The sequence below is a fragment of the Labrys miyagiensis genome (assembly GCF_030160835.1).
Classification (GTDB): Bacteria; Pseudomonadota; Alphaproteobacteria; order Rhizobiales; family Labraceae; genus Labrys; species Labrys miyagiensis.
Genome location: NZ_BSPC01000022.1, coordinates 1 through 19277 on the forward strand (window position 1 = coordinate 1; position 19277 = coordinate 19277).

The following is a 19277-nucleotide window of genomic DNA, read 5'->3' on the forward strand; positions in this document are numbered from 1 at the left end:
CCATGATCGCCTCCAATAACTGCTATAATCGTAGCAATTTATCGATCATGACACTAGAGCGTTCTGCGATTTGCCGGCATCGCCAAGAATCGCAAAGACGCGTCGAAACAAAGAGTTAGAGCAAAGCAACGTTTACGCTTAAACGCGCTTTGCTCTAGGGCTTCTTGGTGATTCAGTCCCAAGGTAAACCGCTCTAACCCTTCGAAAGCCGCCTGGCATTGGCACGCACGCGCCGTTGCGCGGGCTTGGCGGCTGCAACTGCAACCGCCATCATGCCGGTAGCGATATCGTCGGCATCCGCCTTGCCCATGGCTGCGCGCAGGCTGAGGTCCACCATTTGCCGGGAGGCCGCGAGCGTACCTTCCGCCATGGCTTCGAACTTCTCCATCACCATCCGGTTTGCCTCTTTGAGGCTGTCCGGATGAGGCCAGAAGGTCAAGCTGGCCAGGATGGGCATGCGATGACTGATTGTAACGGCGCTGGCGTGGTTGGCTTCCAACGCAGAGGACACCGCCCTCAGAAACATGGTCGAGAACGAGAGCATGATACCTCCGATTCCCGACAAGTGTGGTCCCTTACGTCAGCGGGCGCAAGCCTATCCTTCGCATGTCACCCATGTTCCCTGTGGCCAAGGGCAACGCGCCCTAGGCCCGGCGGCGCCAGGGCTTGAGGGCATCGCTCTTGGTCTTGTCGGTCCCGGTGGGCTGGTAGTGCTCATGCGAGATCGGCACCTTGCCCGCTTCCAGGGCCGCCACGGTCGGGGCGTTGGTGATATCGAGGACGTCAAAGCCGCAGCGGATCATATAGGCGATGCGATCGAACAGGATGTCGCCGATGGCCCGCAATTCACCCTTGAAGCCATAGCGCTCGCGGGCGATGCGGGCGAGCGAGAAGGCACGGCCATCGCCGAATTTCGGGAAGGCGAGGGCGAGTAAGGGGAGGTTTGGCAGGTCATCGGCCAGGAGTTCGATCTTGTCCGCCGGCTGCAGCACCACGCCGACCGGCGTGTTGCGGCTCGCCAGCATATCCTTCTCGGCCAGGAAGCGCTTCAGCGACACGATCACCGCACCTTCTGGCAGAACATCCCCGTCGCCGACCGATGTGTAGCTGTTGGCCTCAAACTGGCCGTTCTTCCAAAGGGCCACGAAAGCCTCCTCCATGCCTGCTTTCTTATAAAGCCAGGCTTTGCAAATAGATAGAAGATCCTGCTCAGATGCCGCTCCCGGACTTCTCCGGCGTGACATGAATGCCGCATTCGATCTTGCCCTTGCCGCGCCAACGGCCGGCCCGGGCATCCTCGCCCTCGGCCACACGGCTGGTGCAGGGCATGCAGCCGATCGAGGGATAGCCGTCGGCGACCAGCGGATGGGGCGGCAGGTCGTATCTGTCGAGATAATCGGTCACGTCCTGCGTGGTCCAACCCGCCAGGGGATTGACCTTGATGCGGCCGGATTCGGCCTCGAAGGGTTTGAGAGCCGCTCGCGTCGCCGCCTGGTGGCGCTTGCGGCCGGTGATCCAAGCCGAGAAGGGCTCAAGCGCCGTGTCGAGCGGATCGACCTTGCGGATCCAGCAGCACATGTCCGGATCGCGATAGGCCAGCAACCGGTCGGGATCCTCCTGCTGCACCAGGGCAGCGCGAGGCTTGGCCGTGCGCAGGTCGGTAAGGCCGAGCCGGCGGGCAAGCTCGTTGCGATAGAGCAGGGTCTGGCTGAACAGGCGGCCGGTGTCGAGGAAGATCACCGGTGTCGACCTGTCGATCTCCGCCACCATGTGGAGGAGGGCAGCAGATTCGGCGCCGAAGCTTGAAACCAGGGCGATACGGCCGCCATAGAGCGACAGCGCCGCCTTCAGGATGTCCTGGGCGCTGGCAACATGATATTGCGCCGCCAGCGCGATGGCCTGCGCTTCGGGATCGATATTACCCTCGACTAGCAGGCTCTCCATTGGAGAGGCCGCCCCGTCGTAATCAAGCACGCTGTCCATAGAGTGCCTCCTTGAAAGGTGGCAGGCCGACACGGCGCACCGCCTCCAGGAATGTTTCCTTCGGCGAAAGACGCAGACCCAGATAGGTGTCCACGACCTTCTCCACGGCATCGACGATTCCGTCGGCGCCGAAACCCGGGCCAACCAGCTCGCCGATCGAGCAATCCTCGCGGGCCGAACCGCCCAGCGTGATCTGGTAGTTCTCGACGCCTTTGCGGTCGACGCCGAGAATGCCGATCGCCGCGACATGGTGATGGCCGCAGGCATTGATGCAGCCCGAGATCTTGATCGGCAACTCGCCGATCTCGGCCTGGCGCTCGCGGGTACCGAAGCGCTCGGACAGGCCCTGCGCGATGGGGATGGCGCGCGCATTGGCGAGCGAGCAGTAGTCGAGGCCAGGGCAGGCGATGATGTCGGTGATCAGGCCCTCATTCGCCGTGGCGAGGCCGGCGCCCTGCAGCACCGCGAACAGGGTCGGCAGGTCGTCAAGCTTCACATGCGGCAGCACGAGGTTCTGCAGGTGGCTGATGCGGATCTCACCCAGCGAGTAGCGGTCGGCAAGGTCCGCCACCAGGTCCATCTGCTCGGACGAGGCGTCTCCTGGAATGCCGCCGATCGGCTTCAGCGAGATAGTGGCGATGCCATAGCCCGGCTGCTTGTGGGCATGGACATTCACCGAGACCCAATGGGCGAAAGCCGCGTCCTTGGCCTTGGCGGCGTCGAACACCGGCGTGGTGCCGATCGCCTCGAAGGGGCCGGCGAGGAAATACTTTGCCATGGCCGCCACCGATTCCGGCGTCAGCTTGAGGGCGCCATCCTTGATGCGGGCGAATTCGGCCTCGACTTCCTCGCGAATGGAATCGAGCCCCTTCTCATGCACGAGGATCTTGATGCGCGCCTTGTACTTGTTGTCGCGGCGGCCTTCGAGATTGTACACGCGCATGATCGCCTCGGTATAGGTGAGGAGATCCGCTTCAGGCAGGAAGTCGCGCAGGGCCTTGCCGACCATGGGGGTGCGGCCCTGGCCGCCCCCGACGAAAACGCGGAATCCGAGCTCGCCGGCCTGGTCGCGCACGATCTGGTAGCCGATGTCATGCACCTTCACTGCCGCGCGGTCCTGCTCGGCGCCGGTGATGGCGACCTTGAATTTGCGAGGCAGGTAGGACAGCTCCGGATGGGCCGTCGACCACTGGCGCATGATCTCGGCATAGATGCGCGGATCGGCGATCTCATCGGCGGCAGCGCCGGCGAAATGATCGGCCGTGACATTGCGCATGCAGTTGCCTGAGGTCTGGATGGCGTGCATCTCGACATCGGCGAGCGCCTGCAGCACGTCGGGCACGTCCTTGAGCGCGATCCAGTTGAACTGCAGGTTCTGACGGGTGGTGAAATGGCCGTAATTGCGGTCCCAGCGGCGGCCGATCATGGCGAGCTGGCGCAGTTGCTTCGACGACAGCGTGCCATAGGGCACGGCGATGCGCAGCATATAGGCATGCAACTGCAGATAGACGCCGTTCATCAGGCGGAGCGACTTGAATTCCTCTTCCGTGATGTCGCCCTTGATGCGACGGGCGACCTGGTCGCGGAATTCCTCCACACGCGCCTTGACGAAGGCGTGGTCGAACTCGTCGTAACGGTAGAGGGCACCCATTATTCGGCGGCCTCGAGCTCGCCCTTAGGCAGGTAGGCGATCGTCGGCCCGAGGGCACGGATGGCTTCGCGCAGTTTGGCGGGGCGCGGGGTCTTGCCGGAGAGGTTCATCTCGACGGCATAGACCTCGACGACATCCTGCTCATTGGCATTGGCGTTGACGTTGGCGATCACCCCGTCGGCGCTGACCTGGTCAGGTTCGATGGCGCTGTCGGCAACGTTAAGCGACCAGTTCCCGCTCGGTGTGCGGAACACCACGCGCCCGTCCCGGAGGCGATTTGCAGTGATAGCGAGCGACATGGCAAAAACCCTGATTGGAATTTGTTCACGATATCGGTTCTCGCATCCAATTTGTCAAATAGATTTCAATACATACAAAAAATGTGATTAATGACGATTTTTTGAATTCTCCTTTGTAATCAAAGTCATGTGTGCGAGCCATGCGTTATCCTCAACGCAGATTTTCCGATCACGATTGCTTTAAACGATAGGAATAACGGAAGATTTCTGTAGAAAAGCCGAGCGCATGATAGAGCGCGAGTGCCGCAGCGTTATCCGCCACCACCGGAAGGCAGGCTCCTTTCGCCTGCTCCTGGCGCTGGGCCCAGGCGAGGATCGCGCCGACGACGAGGCGTGCGTGGCCCTTGCGCTGGAAGGTCGGATCCGTGGCAACGGAATTGAGGCAGACGATGCCGTCGTGCACGGCGCCGAAGGCGACCGCGGCGATCTGGCCGTCCGGAGCCAGCGAGGCAGAGAAGGCCGCCGGCACGGCAACGGCATCAAGCAAGGCGCGGTTGTTGGCCTGTGCGGGCAGGCTGAGGTTTTGAATGCGGGCGAGGGCGTCGAACCAGGCATCGCCCGCACTCGTCTGCAGAATGACTGTATCAGGCCCCTCCGGCGCCGGACTCGCCACAAGATCGCGATAAAGTACGCAGGCCTCGTCGAATCGCGGGCTGAAACCGGCCGCATCGAGCGCTGGGTCGATCGTCTCGGCATCGAGACTGGACAGCCGAAAGATCGTCGGCAGCCGATGCATGGCATAAAGCTTCTCGCACAGACTCACCTTGTCCTTGAGGGAGAGGCTGGAAGCCCGGAGCAGGCTGATGGAATTGGCGCGCTTGGTGTGTCCCCGCGAAAATCGCAGCTGCCAGCCATCCAGCATAATGCTTTGCAACGCCGGCCAGCCATTCAGGCAGGCTTCCTCAACGCGCTGGGCAAGGCTGGTGGGCGAGGTCATGATCCGCGACTCCCATCGTGTGGCTGCTGCCTGGCAACATAGCCAACGCGGCTGCTGTTGCGTACCCCTGTCGGCAGCGCGATTCTGGCCGCCTTTGGTCGCGATCGGCCGCACCTCCAACCTTCCTCCTCCTTGGTGGACAACTCTGCTCGGATTAGCAGCTTGAGCCCGACAAAGAGGTGCCCATATAACGTCGCCTGACGGCTGGAGAGGGAAATCGGCGGAGTCGAATTTCCGCTACGCCTCATGCAATGACCGGAGTGCCTCGATGTTAAGCCTGGACCCTCGCCATACAGCGCATGTCCTCATCGATCTGCAAAATTGGATAGTGAATCGGCCTCTCGCGCCGCATTCGGGCGAGGACGTCGTCGATCGTTCCATCAAGATGGCGAGGGCGCTCCGGAAGGCAGGCGGAACCGTCGTGCTGGTGCGCGTGGCCTTTTCCGATGGCTATGGAGACGTCGTGAAGGTGCCCGTCGATTCGCCGATGATCCTGCCCGAGGGCAAGATGCCGGCCGAGGCCATCGCCTTCGACAGCCATATCAGCACCTCCATCGCCGATGTCGTGATCACCAAGCGCCAATGGAGCGCCTTTCATGGCACGGAACTCGACCTGCAATTGCGCCGGCGCGCCATCGACACGGTGATCGTATCGGGCATCGCTACCAATTTCGGCGTGGAAGCCACGGTGCGCGACGCCTTCGCCTACAATTACGCGCCGGTGGTGCCTGAGGATGCGGTCAGCAGCATGTCGGCCGAGATGCACCGCTTCTCGATCGACCACGTCATGCCCCGCCTCGCCCGCATCCGCCCGACGGCCGAGATCATCCGTGCGATCAAGGGCGGTTGAGGAAGAGGCGGCTTGCCTGGCTATGGCTGCTGACTTTGGCTGATCGGGGCGGCGGAAACCCAGATAGGTGAAGACGAAATGTCCTCCACTTGGCCGGGATCGGCCGGGCGCACACGGTTAGCATCCGTATACATGCTCCGCGACTCATCGCGGATGTCGTTGGGAGAAGCCGATTTACGAGCATGCTTGCATATTTCTCCCAACCGGATTGATAGGGCGACTCACGCTGCCCCATCCCGCTGCCTTCGTTGGCGCTGGGAAGGTGCATAGCCGGCCGGCTTATTAGCCCTGCAACTCCCGCATCGCCGCTTCGGGATAGCGCGCGCCGATGGCCCGGGGGAGAGCCGTGTCGATCTCCGCCAGCTCAGCAGGCGTCAGCGTCACGGCGATCGCCCCGACATTTTCGTCGAGGCGCAAGCGCCGCCGCGTGCCGGGGATAGGCACGATGTGGTCGTCCTGGGCGAGCAGCCAGGCCAGCGCGAGCTGTGCGGGCGTGATGCCCTTGCGCGCCGCGACCTCTTCGACCTTCTCGACCAGCGCCAGGTTGCGCTCGAAATTGCCGTCGATGAAGCGCGGGGAGCGGCGGCGATAATCATCGGGGGCCAATGCGTCCATGGATTTGAGGGCGCCCGAGAGGAAGCCACGGCCGAGGGGCGAGTAAGGCACGAAGCCGATGCCGAGCTCTCGCGTGGTCGCCAGCACCCCATCCTCGGGATCACGCGTCCAGAGCGAATATTCGCTTTGCAGCGCCGTCACCGGATGAACGGCGTGGGCGCGCCGAAGGGTTTCCGGCGAGGCTTCGGAGAGGCCGTAATGGCGGATCTTGCCGGCCTCGATCAGCCCCTTGAGAGCGCCGACCGTCTCCTCGATCGGCGTGTCCGGATCGATGCGATGCTGGTAGTAGAGGTCGATATGATCGACGCCTAGCCGCTGCAGCGAGGCATCGCAGGAAGCGCGCACATAGTCGGGCCTGCCATTGATGCTCCGCTCGTCCATGCTCGTGCCGGGCGAACGGACGATGCCGAACTTGGTGGCGAGCACCACCTCGTCGCGCCGGCCGGCAATGGCCTTGCCCACCAGCCTCTCATTGGTGTGGGGGCCGTAGACATCGGCGGTGTCGAGGAAGTTGATGCCGATGTCCAGCGCATGGTGGATGGTCCTCACGGCCTCGTCGTGGTCGTCATCCGTTGCGCCATAGGCCCAGCTCATGCCCATGCAGCCAAGGCCGAGGGTGGAGACTTCCAGGCCCTGTCCCAGCATACGCCTCGTTTTCGGCTCAAGGGGCGCGGCCACCGATGGAGTGGGCCGGCCGTTTCCGGTTTCGGGAGTTTGCGTCATTGTTCTTCGTCCTTGCTTCAGCGTCGCCATAGCCGGCGATCTTGGCATCGAGGACGAGAAGGCAGGCCTGCATTTCGTCGACATGGGCGCGCACGCGTTCGCGGTGGCGCTCCATAAGCCGTCGGCGCTCCGGCAGGGTCGCTTCTCCGCCGGCCATCAGGGCCGCATATTGCAGCATCTCGCGGATCGGCATGCCGGTGGTTTTCAGCCGGTGCAGGAAGCCGATCCTGTCGAGGATCGCGGCGTCGTAGTCCCGCTGTCCGGAAGCGTTGCGGTCGGCGTAGGGCAGCAGCCCGATCCGCTCGTAATAGCGGAGGGTATGGGCCGATAAGCCGGAGCGCCTGGCAAGCTCGCCAATCTTCATGGGGCCTCTTCTCGTAACGACGCTCCCGAGGCTAGGGGTTCGAGCGCGCTCTAAGTCAAGGGTAATTCTGCAGGAAATCTTTTCGACATTTGCCAGTCTCAGATCCGGCTTTCGTCAGCAAGATCCAGCCGGAACACATCGGTCTCGCGCTTCCTGAAGCCGAGGCGCTGGTAAAGACGATGGGCGGCCTGGCGCGAAGGGTTGGAGGTGAGATCGACTTTCCTCGCACCCTTCGCGCGCGCCGCGGCGATAGCCGCCTGCATCAGGGCCTCGCCAATGCCTTTGCCGCGCTGGCTCACGTCCACGACTACATCTTCGATGGAGGCACGGCTCCCGGTCGCGACCGCGATGAGAACCATGGTCGCCGCACCGACGATCTTCCCGTTCATGCGAGCAACGAACATCGTGGTGGAGGGGCCCGCGATAACCCTCGTGAGGTCGGCCTGCGCGAGCGGAGGAGCGCGCGACGAGAGCTGCCGCATCAGTCCGGCGAGCGCCTCTGCGTCCTCGGCGGTTACGGCCTTCAAGGGATCGATTTGAACGTGAGTCATCGCTGGTCGCCAGCATTAAGGACAGGATATCTGGAGTTGGACGCACCCTGCATTCAGGACTGCGCCTCGTCGTAGCGCCTCTGCGCCTGCGTGACAGCCTCGATATTCGCCTCCGCCCAGCGCGCCAGGCTGCGGATGGTGTCGGCGAGGGTCTTGCCGAGGTTGGTGATCGAATATTCCACCGTCACCGGCACGGTGGCGAAGACTTCGCGGCGGATCAGGCCATCGCGTTCCAGCTTCTTAAGGGTCTGCGACAGCACCTTCTGGGAAATTCCCTGGATCTCCCGCCTGAGCTGGTTGAAGCGCACGGGTTCGTCGTCGATGCGGCCGAGTATGAGCACGGCCCATTTGTCGGCCACGCGGTCGAGCACCAGGCGCGAGGGGCAGGCCTGGGTGTAGACGTCGTAGCGCATGCCTTCCGGCAGCTTCTGTCCAAGAGGCAAGGCGGTTTCCTCCAACTCACCACATAACCGAAAAGTGCCTTCTTTACGGCTTTCGCACTCTACGATATCTGCTGCGTTTGTGAAATGTAGTTTCTATTGGAAACTACATAACCAGAAGAGATATGGAGAGGTGGCGGCGATGTCCAGGCGCAAGCAAGACGTGGTTTCCCTGTTGAAGACGATCGAGAGGGGCGGCGAGGGTGCGCTGCAATTCGTCAATCCGGACAGATACATCCAGCATAATCTCGCCATTGGCGAGGGGGTATCGGGCCTGGCCGCGGCGCTGGCCCAGCTGCCGCCGGGCTCCGCCCGCGTGAACACCGTGCGGGTGTTCGAGGATGGCGATTACGTCTTCGCCCACACCGACTACGACTTCTTCGGCCCCAAGATCGGCTTCGACATCTTCCGCTATGAGGACGGCCGCATCGTCGAGCATTGGGACAATCTGCAGGAAACGCCCAAGGGGCCGAATCCGGGTGGCCACACCATGCTGGACGGGCCGACGGAGCCCGCCGATCTCGACAAGACCGAAGAGAACAAGGCGCTGATCCGCCGGCAAATCGAGGACATCATCGCCGGCCGGCTCGACAGGCTGCCCGGCTATTTCGACGGCGACGCCTATATCCAGCACAACCCTCTCTTGGCCGATGGTCTCTCCGGTCTCGGCGCCGGCCTCAAGGCCCTGGCTGAAAAGGGCGTGCGAGTGAAATACGACCGCCTGCACCTGGTGCTGGGCGAGGGCAATTTCGTGCTGGCCGTGAGCGAGGGCATCTTCGGCGAGGCGCCATCAGCCTATTACGATCTTTATCGCATCGAGAACGGCAAGATCGCCGAGCATTGGGATGTGATCGAGGCGATCCCGCCGAAGGAAGAGCAGAAGAACGGCAACGGGAAGTTCTGAACCTGGGGCGGCCTCTTCCCGGGTGCGCGGACGTCCCCGTCCGCATCTTCCTGGCCAACAAGCGCCGCGGTTTCAAGATGCGGACGGGACGTCCGCGCACCCGGGAAGGGCTCTCACTTCGGCACAGGCGCGTCCTGGCGCAACAGGCCTTCGCCCTTGAGATCGCTCCACAGGCCAGACGGGATCTTCGCCCCCATGATCTCGGCATTGCGGGTCACCTCCTGCGGTGCCTGCCCGCCGGGGATGACGGAGACGACCTGGGGATGGCCCAGCGGGAATTTCAGCGCCGCCTCCACCAGCTTGACGCCGTGGGAAGCGCAGACGCGCTCGATGCGGGCCACGCGGTCGAGGATCGCCGGCGGGGCCGGTTCGTAATTGTAATAGGCGCCGGCGCGCGGGCCGGTGGCGAGGATGCCGGAATTATAGGGCCCGCCCAGCACCACGCCGATCTTCTTCTCCGCGCAATAGGGAAGGAAGCTGGTGAGCGCCTCCTGCTCCAGCAGCGTGTAGCGCCCGGCGAGGAGGAAGAGATCAAAGTCGCCGGCGCGGGCGAGCGTCTCGGCCACCTGCCACTCGTTGATGCCGGCGCCGATCGCTTTTACCGTGCCTTCCTCGCGCAGTTTGGCGAGAGCGTGGTAGCCGCCCTCCATCAATTCCCTGATGCGCCGGTCCGACGCTTCCTTGGAGCCGTGGGTGAAGATGTCGACGTCATGGGCGAAGAGCACGTCGATGGTGTCGATGCCGAGGCGTTCCAGCGAGAACTCCACCGAACGCATCACGCCGTCATAGGAATAGTCGTAAACCTCCTGGCGGGAGGGCGTGTTGAAGAACTTGCCGATGCCGGTGCGCTGCTCGGGTGGCACCACCTTGAGCAGGCGGCCGACCTTGGTGGAGAGCACGTAATCCTCGCGCTTCAGCCGGCGGAGCAGCGGGTTGAGGCGGGTTTCGGAGAGGCCGAGGCCATAGAGCGGCGCCGTATCGAAATAGCGGATGCCGGCATCCCAGGCCGCGTTGACGGTGAGGGCGGCGACATCCTCGTCCAGTGCCCGGTAGAGATTGCCGAGCGGGGCCGTGCCGAAGCCAAGCTCGGTGAAACGAAGGACCGCACCCGAGCGGCTGACATGCGAACGGACGCCGAGATTGCTTTTGACCATGGGGTTCTCTCTTGGTGGGGCTTGTCTTCGGATTGTGTCGGCAGGAACAGCAAAATGCTTCAATTCCAATGAGCTATCTGGAAAGCCATTTTCGGTTTAAACGCATTTGCTTTTAGAGATCTTCGAACAAGGCGGGATTTTCGGCGGCGAAAGCCACCAGTTCGGTGATGACGAAGTCGAGATGCTCCTCCATCGCGCGCCCGGCGGCGTCCGCGTCACCAGCGGCGAGGGCGGCGACGATCTTTTCGTGGTCCGTAACGGTGAGGGCATGGTGGCGGGGAGAGGAGAGGAGACGGCGCACTCGGTCGAGATTGGCGCGCGCCGCTTCGACGGCGGCCTTCACGCGCGCATAGCCGAGCGCATCGAGGAGGATGAGGTGGAATTCAAGGTCGAGCCTGTGAAAATCGCGCCTGTCGCCAGCCTCCGTCGCGGCGTGCTGGTAGCGCAGATTGCGCTCGAGCGAGGGGAGCAGCGCGTCACGGTGGTTGAGGGCAAGCGTCCGCACCGCCTGTGCCTCCAGCGCGCTGCGGATGAACATGCTCTGGCGCACGTCGGAGAGACGGATGCGTGAGACGCGTGTGCCGCGTTGGGGCAGGATCTCGACGAGGCCTTCATTCTGCAGCCGCGCCAACGCCTCCGAGACGGGAAAGCGCGAGACGCCCAGCCGCTCGCAGATCGCCAGTTTGTCGATGTCGGCGCCTGGCGCCAGTTCGAAACCGATGATCGCCTCGCGCAGGAGGGACTGGACGCGTTCGGTGGTGCCGCCACGGCTGGAGAGGCCGAGGGGTTCGAGAAAGTCATAAGAAGCTTTGACTGCCGCGTCTGACATGCTAACATGTTAGCAATGGATCCCGCGCTTGACCAGCGCCTTTTTACCGGATTTCGCCATGCAGATCGTCCCCAAGACCGCCCGCACCCTGCGCCTCAATGCCAGGGACAATGTCCTTGTTGCCGTCGACGTGATCGAGCCGGGCATGGAGGTCGAGGGTGTCGCGGCGCTGCAGCGTGTGCCCAAAGGCCACAAGATCGCGGTGGCGCCGATCGCCGAGAGCGAACCTATCGTCAAGTTCGGCCAGATTATCGGCTTCGCTTCGCAGGCCATCGTGCCCGGCAGCCATGTCCATTCGCATAATTGCGAATTCCATGCCTTCGACCGCGACTATGCCTTTGCGCAGGATGCCAAGGAGGAGGCAATCCTGCCGCTTTCCGAGCAGGCGACCTTCCAGGGCTTCCGCCGTCCCAACGGCAAGGCTGGCACGCGCAATTATGTCGCCATTCTTACCAGCGTGAACTGCTCGGCTTCGGTCGCCCGCTTCATGGCGGATGCCTTCAACCAGTCAGGCATCCTGAAGGATTATCCCAATATCGACGGGGTGGTGCCCTTCGTGCATGGCTCGGGCTGCGGCATGGCCGACAAGGGCGAGGGCTTCGAGATCATGAAGCGCACCCAGTGGGGCTATGCCTCCAACCCCAATATCGCCGCCGTGCTGCTGGTGGGTCTGGGCTGCGAGGTCTTCCAGATCGGCCGCATGAAGCAGGAATACAGCATCGTCGAGGGTGATCATTTCCAGACCATGACGATCCAGGACACCGGCGGTACGCGCAAGACCATTGAGCAGGGCATGGAGCGCATCAAGGCCATGCTGCCGCTCGCCAACCAGGCCACGCGCGAGACGATTCCGGCTTCCGAACTGGTGCTCGCCCTGCAGTGCGGCGGCTCGGACGGCTATTCCGGCATCACCGCCAATCCGGCGTTGGGCGCGGCTGCCGATATCCTGGTGCATCAGGGCGGCACGGCCATCCTCTCCGAGACGCCGGAAATCTACGGCGCGGAGCACTTGCTCACCCGCAGAGCTGCCAGCCGGGAAGTCGGCGAGAAGCTGGTCGAGCGCATCAAGTGGTGGGAGAACTATACCGCCAAGAACAACGGCTCGATGGACAACAATCCCTCGCCCGGCAACAAGGCCGGCGGCCTCACCACCATCCTCGAAAAGTCGCTCGGTGCGGCGGCCAAGGGCGGCACCACCACGCTCACCGCCGTCTACGAATATGCCGAGCCGGTCAAGGACAAGGGCTTTGTCTTCATGGACACGCCCGGCTATGACCCTGTCTCGGCCACGGGCCAGGTGGCGGGCGGCGCCAATATCCTCTGCTTCACCACCGGCCGCGGCTCGGCCTATGGCTGCAAGCCGACCCCCTCGATCAAGCTCGCCACCAATTCCGACATCTATCGCCGCATGACCGACGATATGGACATCAATTGCGGCGACGTGCTCGACGGCGTGTCGATCGAGGAAAAGGGCAAGGAGATCTTCGCCAAGATCCTGGCCGTGGCTTCCGGCGAGCGCTCGAAGTCGGAAGAGCTGGGTTATGGCTCTAATGAGTTCGTGCCCTGGCAGGTCGGCGCAACGATGTAACCCGTACCGCCGGCTTTCCAGCCGGCATCTTGGAAGCGGTGACGTTTGCAGCCAAGGCGCTACACTTGCGACGCGGTCGGTGTGCCGGTCTTCAGACCGGCATGGAAACGATACGCCTCACTAGGAATCGCCGTCGTTTCCAAGAGCGGACGGGGACGTCCGCGCTCCCAGGCTTCTCGGCACTGCCACGAACACCCACAGCGCGATCACCGACAGGAACGCCGTCAGGAAGAACGGCGCTCCGGGCAGTTCCGCCACCGCGCCCGGTCCTGCGAACAGGCCGAAGAGCTGCGTGCCGAGGAGGGGGCTGGCGATGGCCGCGATGCCCATCAGGCTGGCGATCGCGCCCTGGAGTTCGCCCTGCGCATTCTCGTCCACCTCATGCGTCATCATGGCGTTGATGGCCGGCATGGCGACGCCCTGGAGCGCGCCGACCACCAACAGGGCGTAGATCATCCAGCCATGGCTGGCGAGCCCGTAACCCACCGCGATGATGCATTCGACGGTGAGGCTGATCACCGCCGCCATCCATTCGCCAAAGCGCTTGATGAAGGGGCCAACAAGCCCGCCCTGGACGATGGCGGTGATCACGCCGAAGGCCGCCAGCGACAGGCCGACCTCGAGTTCGCTCCAGCCATAGCGGTAGATGGTGTAATAAGCCCAGATCGCCGGATAGACATTCGTCGCCAGGAAATGCAGGAACAGCACCGCACCGAAGCCGAGTACCAGCGGATGGCGGCGGAAGGCAACCAGGGCGCCGAGCGGATTGGCCCGCTTGAGCGTGAAGGCGCGGCGCTTATCCCTAGCCAATGTTTCCGGCAGCACGAAGTAACCGTAGATCAGATTGGCGATCGACAGACCAGCGGCGAGGAAAAAGGGCGCTCGATCGCCGAAATGCGAGAACAGGCCACCCAGCGCCGGGCCGAGCGTAAAGCCGATGCCAAAGGCGGCGCCGATCATGCCGAAGGCCTTTGCCCGGTTCTCCGGTGCGGTGATATCGGCGATGAAGGCGTTGGCCGTGGTGTAGGAGGCGCCGCAGATGCCGGCAATCAACCGGCCCAGGAAGAGCCAGGCGATGGTGGGGGCGAAGGCGGTGAGGAGATAGTCGACACCAAGCCCCGCCACCGAGAGCAGCAGCACCGGCCGCCTGCCAAAGGCGTCGGAGAGGTTGCCGATGATCGGGCCGAACAGGAACTGCATGGCCGAATAGGCCACGAACAGCCAGCCGCCGATGACGGAGGCACGGGCAATATCGACATGGGCGATGTCCTCGATCAGGCGCGGCAAAACGGGAATGATGATGCCGAGGCCGATCATGTCGATCAAAACCGTGACAAGCACGAAGGTGAGGGCATGCGGGCTTATCTTCGAAACGGTCATGGCATCGCTTTCCAAACGCACTTCGACGAGGGCTGATCATCTACCTCCCCGCAGCCGGCGGTTGCAACCGCGGGGAAGGCGTCAGCGCCGCAACGCTTCGGGCTTGGCGCAACGGCGCAACAATCGTAGATAGGCGCGAATAGCCCATCGGGCGGTTGGAACTTTCCCTGCGAGACAGACCGGGGCACTGAGAAGGATAGGACCATGGTGGCGGAATGGAGCGGGCAGCAGACGACGGTGCTTCCGCCGGATCATCCGCTGCGGGGGCGGGTGGTGCCGCCGGGCTCGAAGTCGATCACCAACCGCGCGCTGCTGGTGGCGGCGCTGGCTGAGGGTACCAGCCACCTTACCGGGGCGCTCAAGAGCGATGACACCCGCTACATGGCACTGGCGCTCAAGGCGATGGGCGTCAAGATCGAGGAGCCGGATGCCACCAGCTTCACGGTCACCAGCACGGGCCGGCTCAGCAAACCCGAGGGGCCGCTCTTCCTCGGCAATGCCGGCACGGCCACGCGTTTTCTCACGGCCGCGGCAGCTCTGGTAGAGGGGGATGTCATCGTCGATGGCGACAAGCACATGCGCACCCGGCCTATTGCGCCGCTGGTCGTGGCGCTGAAGTCGCTGGGAATCGAGGCCGAGGCGCCGACGGGTTGTCCGCCGGTGACGGTGCATGGCAAGGGTCGCTTCGGCGGCCGACGCGTCGAGATCGATGCGGGCCTGTCCAGCCAATATGTGTCGGCGCTTTTGATGGCGGCAGCATGCGGCGACGAGCCTGTCGATATCGCGCTCACCGGCCAGGAGATCGGCGCCCGCGGCTATATCGATCTGACGCTCGCCACCATGCGCGCCTTCGACGCCAAGATCGAGCGGCTCGATGCCGCCACCTGGCGCGTGGCGCCCACCGGCTACCGCGCCACCGACTACCTGATCGAGCCCGATGCCTCTGCCGCGACCTATCTGTGGGCCGCAGAGGTGCTGACAGGCGGCGCCATCGATCTCGGCGTGCCCGCTGGCGATTTCACCCAGCCCGATGCCAAAGCCTATCAGCTCATCTCAGCCTTTCCGCACTTGCCCGCCGTGATCGACGGCTCGCAGATGCAGGATGCCGTCCCGACATTGGCTGTGCTCGCCGCCTTCAACGAGACGCCGGTACGCTTCACCGGCATCGCCAACCTGCGCGTAAAGGAATGCGACCGCATCGCTGCTCTGCACGACGGCCTCACGCGCATACGCCCTGACCTCGCGCGGGAAGAGGGAGATAACCTCCTGGTCGCTTCCGATCCCAGGCTCGCGGGCCAGACGTTGCCGGCTTCGATCGCGACCTACGCCGACCATCGCATCGCCATGAGCTTCGCGCTGGCCGGGCTGAAGATCCACGGCATCACCATCCAGGACCCGGCCTGCGTGGCCAAGACCTATCCCGGCTATTGGAACGCACTGGCTTCGCTGGGGGTTAAGCTCGAGGAAAAGACCGTTTGAACAGATGAATGCAGGGCGCCGCGATGAAGAACTCCAGCTCCGCAGCGCCAATAATCGTCTGGTTTCGCAGTGATTTGCGCCTGAGTGATAATCCGGCGCTTCATGCAGCGACAGAAGCCGGTTCGCCGGTTGTCTGCCTCTATGTTCATGAGAAGCCTCAACATGACCTGCGTCCGCCACAGGGCGCGGCGCTGTGGTGGCAGCATGGTTCGCTGGCGAACCTCAACCAATCTCTCAAGAAGCACGGCGGTTGCCTTCACGCCCTGGCGGGTCATGCCGGTGAGATCGTGGAGGCTCTTGCAGAAACGGTCGGGGCACGCGGTGTCTACTGGAACCGACGCTATGACCCGGCCGGGCGGGATGTCGATACGCGGATCAAGACCAGGCTGCGCGAGCGCGGACGTGTCGTGGAGAGCTTCAACGCATCGCTGCTGCACGAGCCCTGGACGATCCTGAACCGGGCTGGCTCGCCTTTTCGGGTCTTCACGCCCTATTGGGCCGAGGGCTTAAGGCAAGGCGACCCGGAATCGCCCTTGCCTGGCCCGAAGAAGATCCAATTCGCGTCTCTGCCCGGCCCGCTGGCCGAGCGCTTCCGCTATCCCGCAGGCCTCGACCCCGATCCGCAAGACCCGGACTGGGCGGCAACCATGCGTGAGCTGCGGCCTCGCGGTGAGGAGGGCGCCCAGCAACGGCTCGAAGCGTTCCTTGACGAGGGCCTCAACGGCTATGCCGACAATCGCGACCGGCTGGATCGCCAGGCAACTTCGCGCCTGTCGCCCTATCTTCGCTTTGGGAATATCTCGGTTCGGCAGATCTGGCACGCCATGGTCGCCCGACAGCATGCGGGCGCTCTCAAAGCCATGAACCGGGATATCGAAAAGTTCAAATCCGAGCTTGGTTGGCGCGAGTTCTCCTATTCGCTGCTTTACCACGCGCCGGCCCTGCATCGTCAGAACATCCAGCCTTCCTTCGACGCCATGCCATGGCGGCGGGACAAGGCGGCGCTCCAGGCCTGGCAGCGCGGCCGCACGGGCTACCCCGTGGTCGATGCCGCCATGCGCGAATTATGGGCGACGGGCAGCATGCATAACCGGGCCCGCATGATCGTCGGCTCCTTCCTGGTCAAGCATCTGCTGATCGACTGGCGCGAGGGTGAAAGCTGGTTCTGGAACACGCTGGTCGATGCCGATCCCGCCAACAATCCGGCGAGCTGGCAATGGGTCGCCGGCACGGGCGCCAATGCCGCGCCCTATTTTCGTATCCTCAACCCGATCCTGCAGGGCGAAAAGTTCGACCCGGACGGCGCCTATGTGAAGCGCTGGCTGCCGGAGCTGGCAAAGCTGCCGGGGGGCGTCGTCCATCATCCCTGGACGGCGAGCGCGGTCGAACTCCACGACGCCGGCATCAGCCTCGGTGATGACTATCCCCACCCGATCGTCGATCACGATGCTGCCCGCAAGCGGGCTCTTGCGACATGGAAGAGCATGCGTGGGTCCTAAAGAAAGCAATATCATATGATTACGGAGTTTTTCTTGTCTGGTTTCAGCATTGGCGGGAGGGGATGATCATGGCCACGGGGACACGTGTTCGCGGCCCAGCCGCTCTTGCGATCATCGGAAGGATCTTTCTGGTTCTTGGCTTGGGGGGCTTGGCCGTTGCGGTCTATTTCGCCGGCAATGAGTGGCGTGGCCGCCATACCGCCACAGCCTCGGCGAGGATCGTTGCCATCGGCAAACTTCCTGCCATGGAATTCACCATGGCCGATGGCAGTGTCATCCGCTTCACCAACAATGTGCGCAGTTCGTCCTGGCAGGTCGGCGACAACGTTGCCATCGCCTATGATCCCGGCAATCCCTCGGACGCCGTGGTCGACGGCTTTGCCGGGCGCTGGTTCCCGGCAGGGTTGGCTGGCCTGCTGGGTGGAGCCTTCCTTATACTGGGCGTGGTGTTGACGGTCATTGGCAGGCGGACGCAGCGGGGCGGGACCAGATGAGGCGCTGGATTGGAGTGTCGATCACTGATCGACCCTCCGTGTTTGGCGCGCCTTCAGCCCCTACCGCTGCTCGCGCCTTCCCGCTAGGCTGCAGCGCAATGAGTCTGGGAGACAGGGATGGCGGAACCGAAAAGCGCCGTGGCTCTATCGGAGGCGGTCAGGCGTGGTGAGGCTTCGGCCGTGGCGGCAGTCGAAGCTTGCCTCGCCCGTAGCCAAGCCGTCCAGCCCCTCCTCAACTGCTTCACCGAGATCTATGCCGAGGACGCCCGGGCCGAGGCGGCCCGCATCGATGCATTGCCGCTGGTCGGGCGCGTAGACCTGCCTCTCTGCGGCGTGCCGATCGCCATCAAGGATTTCACGCCGCTGGCCGGCAGGCGCACCACCTTCGGCTCGAAGGTCTATCGCGACCATGTTGCCGAGCACGATCCCGTCATCGTCCAGCGGCTGAAGGCTGCCGGCGCCATCATTCTCGGCCATACCACCACGCCCGAGTTTGCCTATTCCGGCTCCACGCAGAGCCCGCTCTGGGGCATCACTCGCAATCCCTGGGACCCGCAGCGCACATCCGGCGGCTCCTCGGGCGGCTCGGGCGTTGCGGTCGCCACCGGCAGCGTCTTCCTCGCCGAGGGCACGGACATGGGTGGCTCCATCCGCATTCCCGCCTCCCTCTGCGGGATCGTCGGGCTGAAGCCGAGCTTCGGGCGCATTCCGATGGACATCCTGCGCACGCAATATGACACGCTCGCCCACTTCGGACCGCTGGCGCGCAGCGTCGATGACGCAGCGCTCTTCCTCTCGGTCTGCGAGGGCCCCGATGATGCCGATGCGTTGTCGCTGCCAAGGCTGCCCCCGGTCTTTCCCGTCGCCGAAGCGCCGAGGAAGCCGAAACTCGCCGTCTCCCTCGATCTTGACATGCATGTCGTCTCCGACGAGGTGGCCGGTCTCTTCCAAGCCCTGATCGCCGATATCGAGAAGGCCGGCGCGGAGATCGCCTGGGTGAAAACGCCCTTCACCGTCCAGGCCGCCAAGGACTGGTATGCGCTCTGGGCCTATTGCTTTGCCGGTGATGTCGGCCATCTCCTCGAAAACCATCGCGACGACCTCGATTCCGACGTGATCGGCTTGATCGAAAAGGGGCGCCGCCTCGACATTGTCGGACTGCGCGCCATCGAGCATCGCCGCACGGCGCTCTGGCGCGAGTTTGCCAAGCTGCTGCAAGGGTATGACGCGCTGCTCTGCCCGACCACGGCGGTGACGGCGCCGCCCGCAGACCCCGAGCTCCAGGAAAACGACGAGATCCTGCCGGACGGGCGCTACAGATCGGTCGACATGACCGGCCATTTCAACCTCACCAGCTCCTGTCCGGTGCTGTCGTTGCCGATGGGCCTGGCTGGCAACGGCATGCCGGCAGGCCTGCAGATCGTCGGCCATCGCCATGACGACCGCGGCGTACTGGCGCTGGGCAAATGGATTGAAGCGCTCAGAACGCCCCAGTTCCCGCCTTTCCTGGCCTGATGCCGATTTCGACTCCAAGGGA

20 protein-coding genes are annotated in these 19277 nt (G+C 63.6%); 7 read left to right on the top strand and 13 right to left on the bottom strand.

Going from position 1 to position 19277, the window contains the following annotated elements; translation table 11 throughout:
• Positions 1-193: 193 nt before the first annotated feature.
• From QQL24_RS11395 to QQL24_RS11420, 6 genes are all read right to left on the bottom strand, one after another.
• A complete protein-coding gene (locus QQL24_RS11395) occupies positions 194-544 on the bottom strand; it encodes a phasin family protein (RefSeq protein ID WP_284312127.1) in 351 nt (116 codons plus the stop codon).
• A 100-nt stretch (positions 545-644) separates the two neighbouring features.
• Positions 645-1145 carry a DUF934 domain-containing protein gene (locus QQL24_RS11400; RefSeq protein ID WP_284312129.1) on the bottom strand — a complete coding sequence of 167 codons (501 nt, stop codon included), beginning with the start codon at positions 1143-1145 and terminating at the stop codon, positions 645-647.
• Positions 1146-1209: 64 nt separating this feature from the next.
• A complete protein-coding gene (locus QQL24_RS11405; protein WP_284312131.1) occupies positions 1210-1983 on the bottom strand; it encodes a phosphoadenylyl-sulfate reductase in 774 nt (257 codons plus the stop codon).
• Positions 1967-3634, bottom strand: coding sequence for a nitrite/sulfite reductase (locus QQL24_RS11410; protein ID WP_284312133.1), 1668 nt, complete (start codon positions 3632-3634; stop codon positions 1967-1969). Before QQL24_RS11410 ends, QQL24_RS11405 begins: the two co-directional genes overlap by 17 nt.
• Positions 3634-3933 carry a DUF2849 domain-containing protein gene (locus QQL24_RS11415; RefSeq protein ID WP_284312135.1) on the bottom strand — a complete coding sequence of 100 codons (300 nt, stop codon included), beginning with the start codon at positions 3931-3933 and terminating at the stop codon, positions 3634-3636. The genes QQL24_RS11410 and QQL24_RS11415 overlap by 1 nt, the downstream gene beginning before the upstream one ends.
• A 169-nt stretch (positions 3934-4102) precedes the next feature.
• The gene (locus tag QQL24_RS11420) at positions 4103-4870 is read right to left on the bottom strand and encodes a GNAT family N-acetyltransferase (protein WP_284312137.1); all 768 of its coding nucleotides are present in this window, start codon (positions 4868-4870) and stop codon (positions 4103-4105) included.
• Positions 4871-5138: 268 nt separating this feature from the next.
• Between QQL24_RS11420 and QQL24_RS11425 the strand changes: the two genes are divergently transcribed.
• On the top strand, positions 5139-5720 hold the full coding sequence (locus QQL24_RS11425; RefSeq protein WP_284312138.1) for a hydrolase: 582 nt from the start codon (positions 5139-5141) through the stop codon (positions 5718-5720).
• A gap of 282 nt (positions 5721-6002) precedes the next feature.
• Here QQL24_RS11425 and QQL24_RS11430 read toward each other — a convergent pair whose 3' ends face one another.
• The 4 genes from QQL24_RS11430 to QQL24_RS11445 form a co-directional block, all read right to left on the bottom strand.
• Positions 6003-6980, bottom strand: coding sequence for an aldo/keto reductase (locus tag QQL24_RS11430; protein WP_284312139.1), 978 nt, complete (start codon positions 6978-6980; stop codon positions 6003-6005).
• A gap of 16 nt (positions 6981-6996) precedes the next feature.
• A complete protein-coding gene (locus QQL24_RS11435; RefSeq protein WP_284312140.1) occupies positions 6997-7422 on the bottom strand; it encodes a MerR family transcriptional regulator in 426 nt (141 codons plus the stop codon).
• Positions 7423-7520: 98 nt separating this feature from the next.
• Entirely contained in the window at positions 7521-7973 is a 453-nt protein-coding gene (locus QQL24_RS11440) for a GNAT family N-acetyltransferase (protein ID WP_284312141.1), read from the bottom strand.
• A gap of 53 nt (positions 7974-8026) precedes the next feature.
• A complete protein-coding gene (locus QQL24_RS11445) occupies positions 8027-8386 on the bottom strand; it encodes a winged helix-turn-helix transcriptional regulator (protein WP_284312365.1) in 360 nt (119 codons plus the stop codon).
• 169 nt (positions 8387-8555) lie between these two features.
• Here QQL24_RS11445 and QQL24_RS11450 point away from each other — a divergent pair, with 169 nt between their 5' ends.
• Complete coding sequence (locus QQL24_RS11450) at positions 8556-9317, top strand: nuclear transport factor 2 family protein (protein ID WP_284312143.1); 762 nt, start codon at positions 8556-8558, stop codon at positions 9315-9317.
• A gap of 113 nt (positions 9318-9430) precedes the next feature.
• Here QQL24_RS11450 and QQL24_RS11455 read toward each other — a convergent pair whose 3' ends face one another.
• Together QQL24_RS11455 and QQL24_RS11460 are read right to left on the bottom strand one after the other, a co-directional pair.
• On the bottom strand, positions 9431-10471 hold the full coding sequence (locus QQL24_RS11455; protein WP_284312144.1) for an aldo/keto reductase: 1041 nt from the start codon (positions 10469-10471) through the stop codon (positions 9431-9433).
• Between the two features lie 112 nt (positions 10472-10583).
• The gene (locus QQL24_RS11460; protein ID WP_284312145.1) at positions 10584-11300 is read right to left on the bottom strand and encodes a GntR family transcriptional regulator; all 717 of its coding nucleotides are present in this window, start codon (positions 11298-11300) and stop codon (positions 10584-10586) included.
• A 58-nt stretch (positions 11301-11358) separates the two neighbouring features.
• On the opposite strand from QQL24_RS11460, the gene QQL24_RS11465 reads away from it, so the two are divergent.
• Entirely contained in the window at positions 11359-12888 is a 1530-nt protein-coding gene (locus tag QQL24_RS11465; RefSeq protein WP_284312147.1) for a UxaA family hydrolase, read from the top strand.
• Positions 12889-13008: 120 nt separating this feature from the next.
• On the opposite strand, the gene QQL24_RS11470 is transcribed toward QQL24_RS11465, so the two are convergent.
• A complete protein-coding gene (locus QQL24_RS11470; protein ID WP_284312148.1) occupies positions 13009-14268 on the bottom strand; it encodes a TCR/Tet family MFS transporter in 1260 nt (419 codons plus the stop codon).
• Between the two features lie 204 nt (positions 14269-14472).
• Between QQL24_RS11470 and QQL24_RS11475 the strand changes: the two genes are divergently transcribed.
• From QQL24_RS11475 to QQL24_RS11490, 4 genes are all read left to right on the top strand, one after another.
• Positions 14473-15747, top strand: a complete 1275-nt coding sequence (locus QQL24_RS11475; RefSeq protein WP_284312149.1) for a 3-phosphoshikimate 1-carboxyvinyltransferase — start codon at positions 14473-14475, stop codon at positions 15745-15747.
• A 23-nt stretch (positions 15748-15770) separates the two neighbouring features.
• A complete protein-coding gene (locus QQL24_RS11480; protein ID WP_284312150.1) occupies positions 15771-17246 on the top strand; it encodes a cryptochrome/photolyase family protein in 1476 nt (491 codons plus the stop codon).
• A gap of 68 nt (positions 17247-17314) precedes the next feature.
• Positions 17315-17740, top strand: coding sequence for a DUF3592 domain-containing protein (locus QQL24_RS11485; protein WP_284312151.1), 426 nt, complete (start codon positions 17315-17317; stop codon positions 17738-17740).
• A 117-nt stretch (positions 17741-17857) separates the two neighbouring features.
• Entirely contained in the window at positions 17858-19255 is a 1398-nt protein-coding gene (locus QQL24_RS11490; protein ID WP_284312152.1) for an amidase, read from the top strand.
• Positions 19256-19277 lie beyond the last annotated feature (22 nt).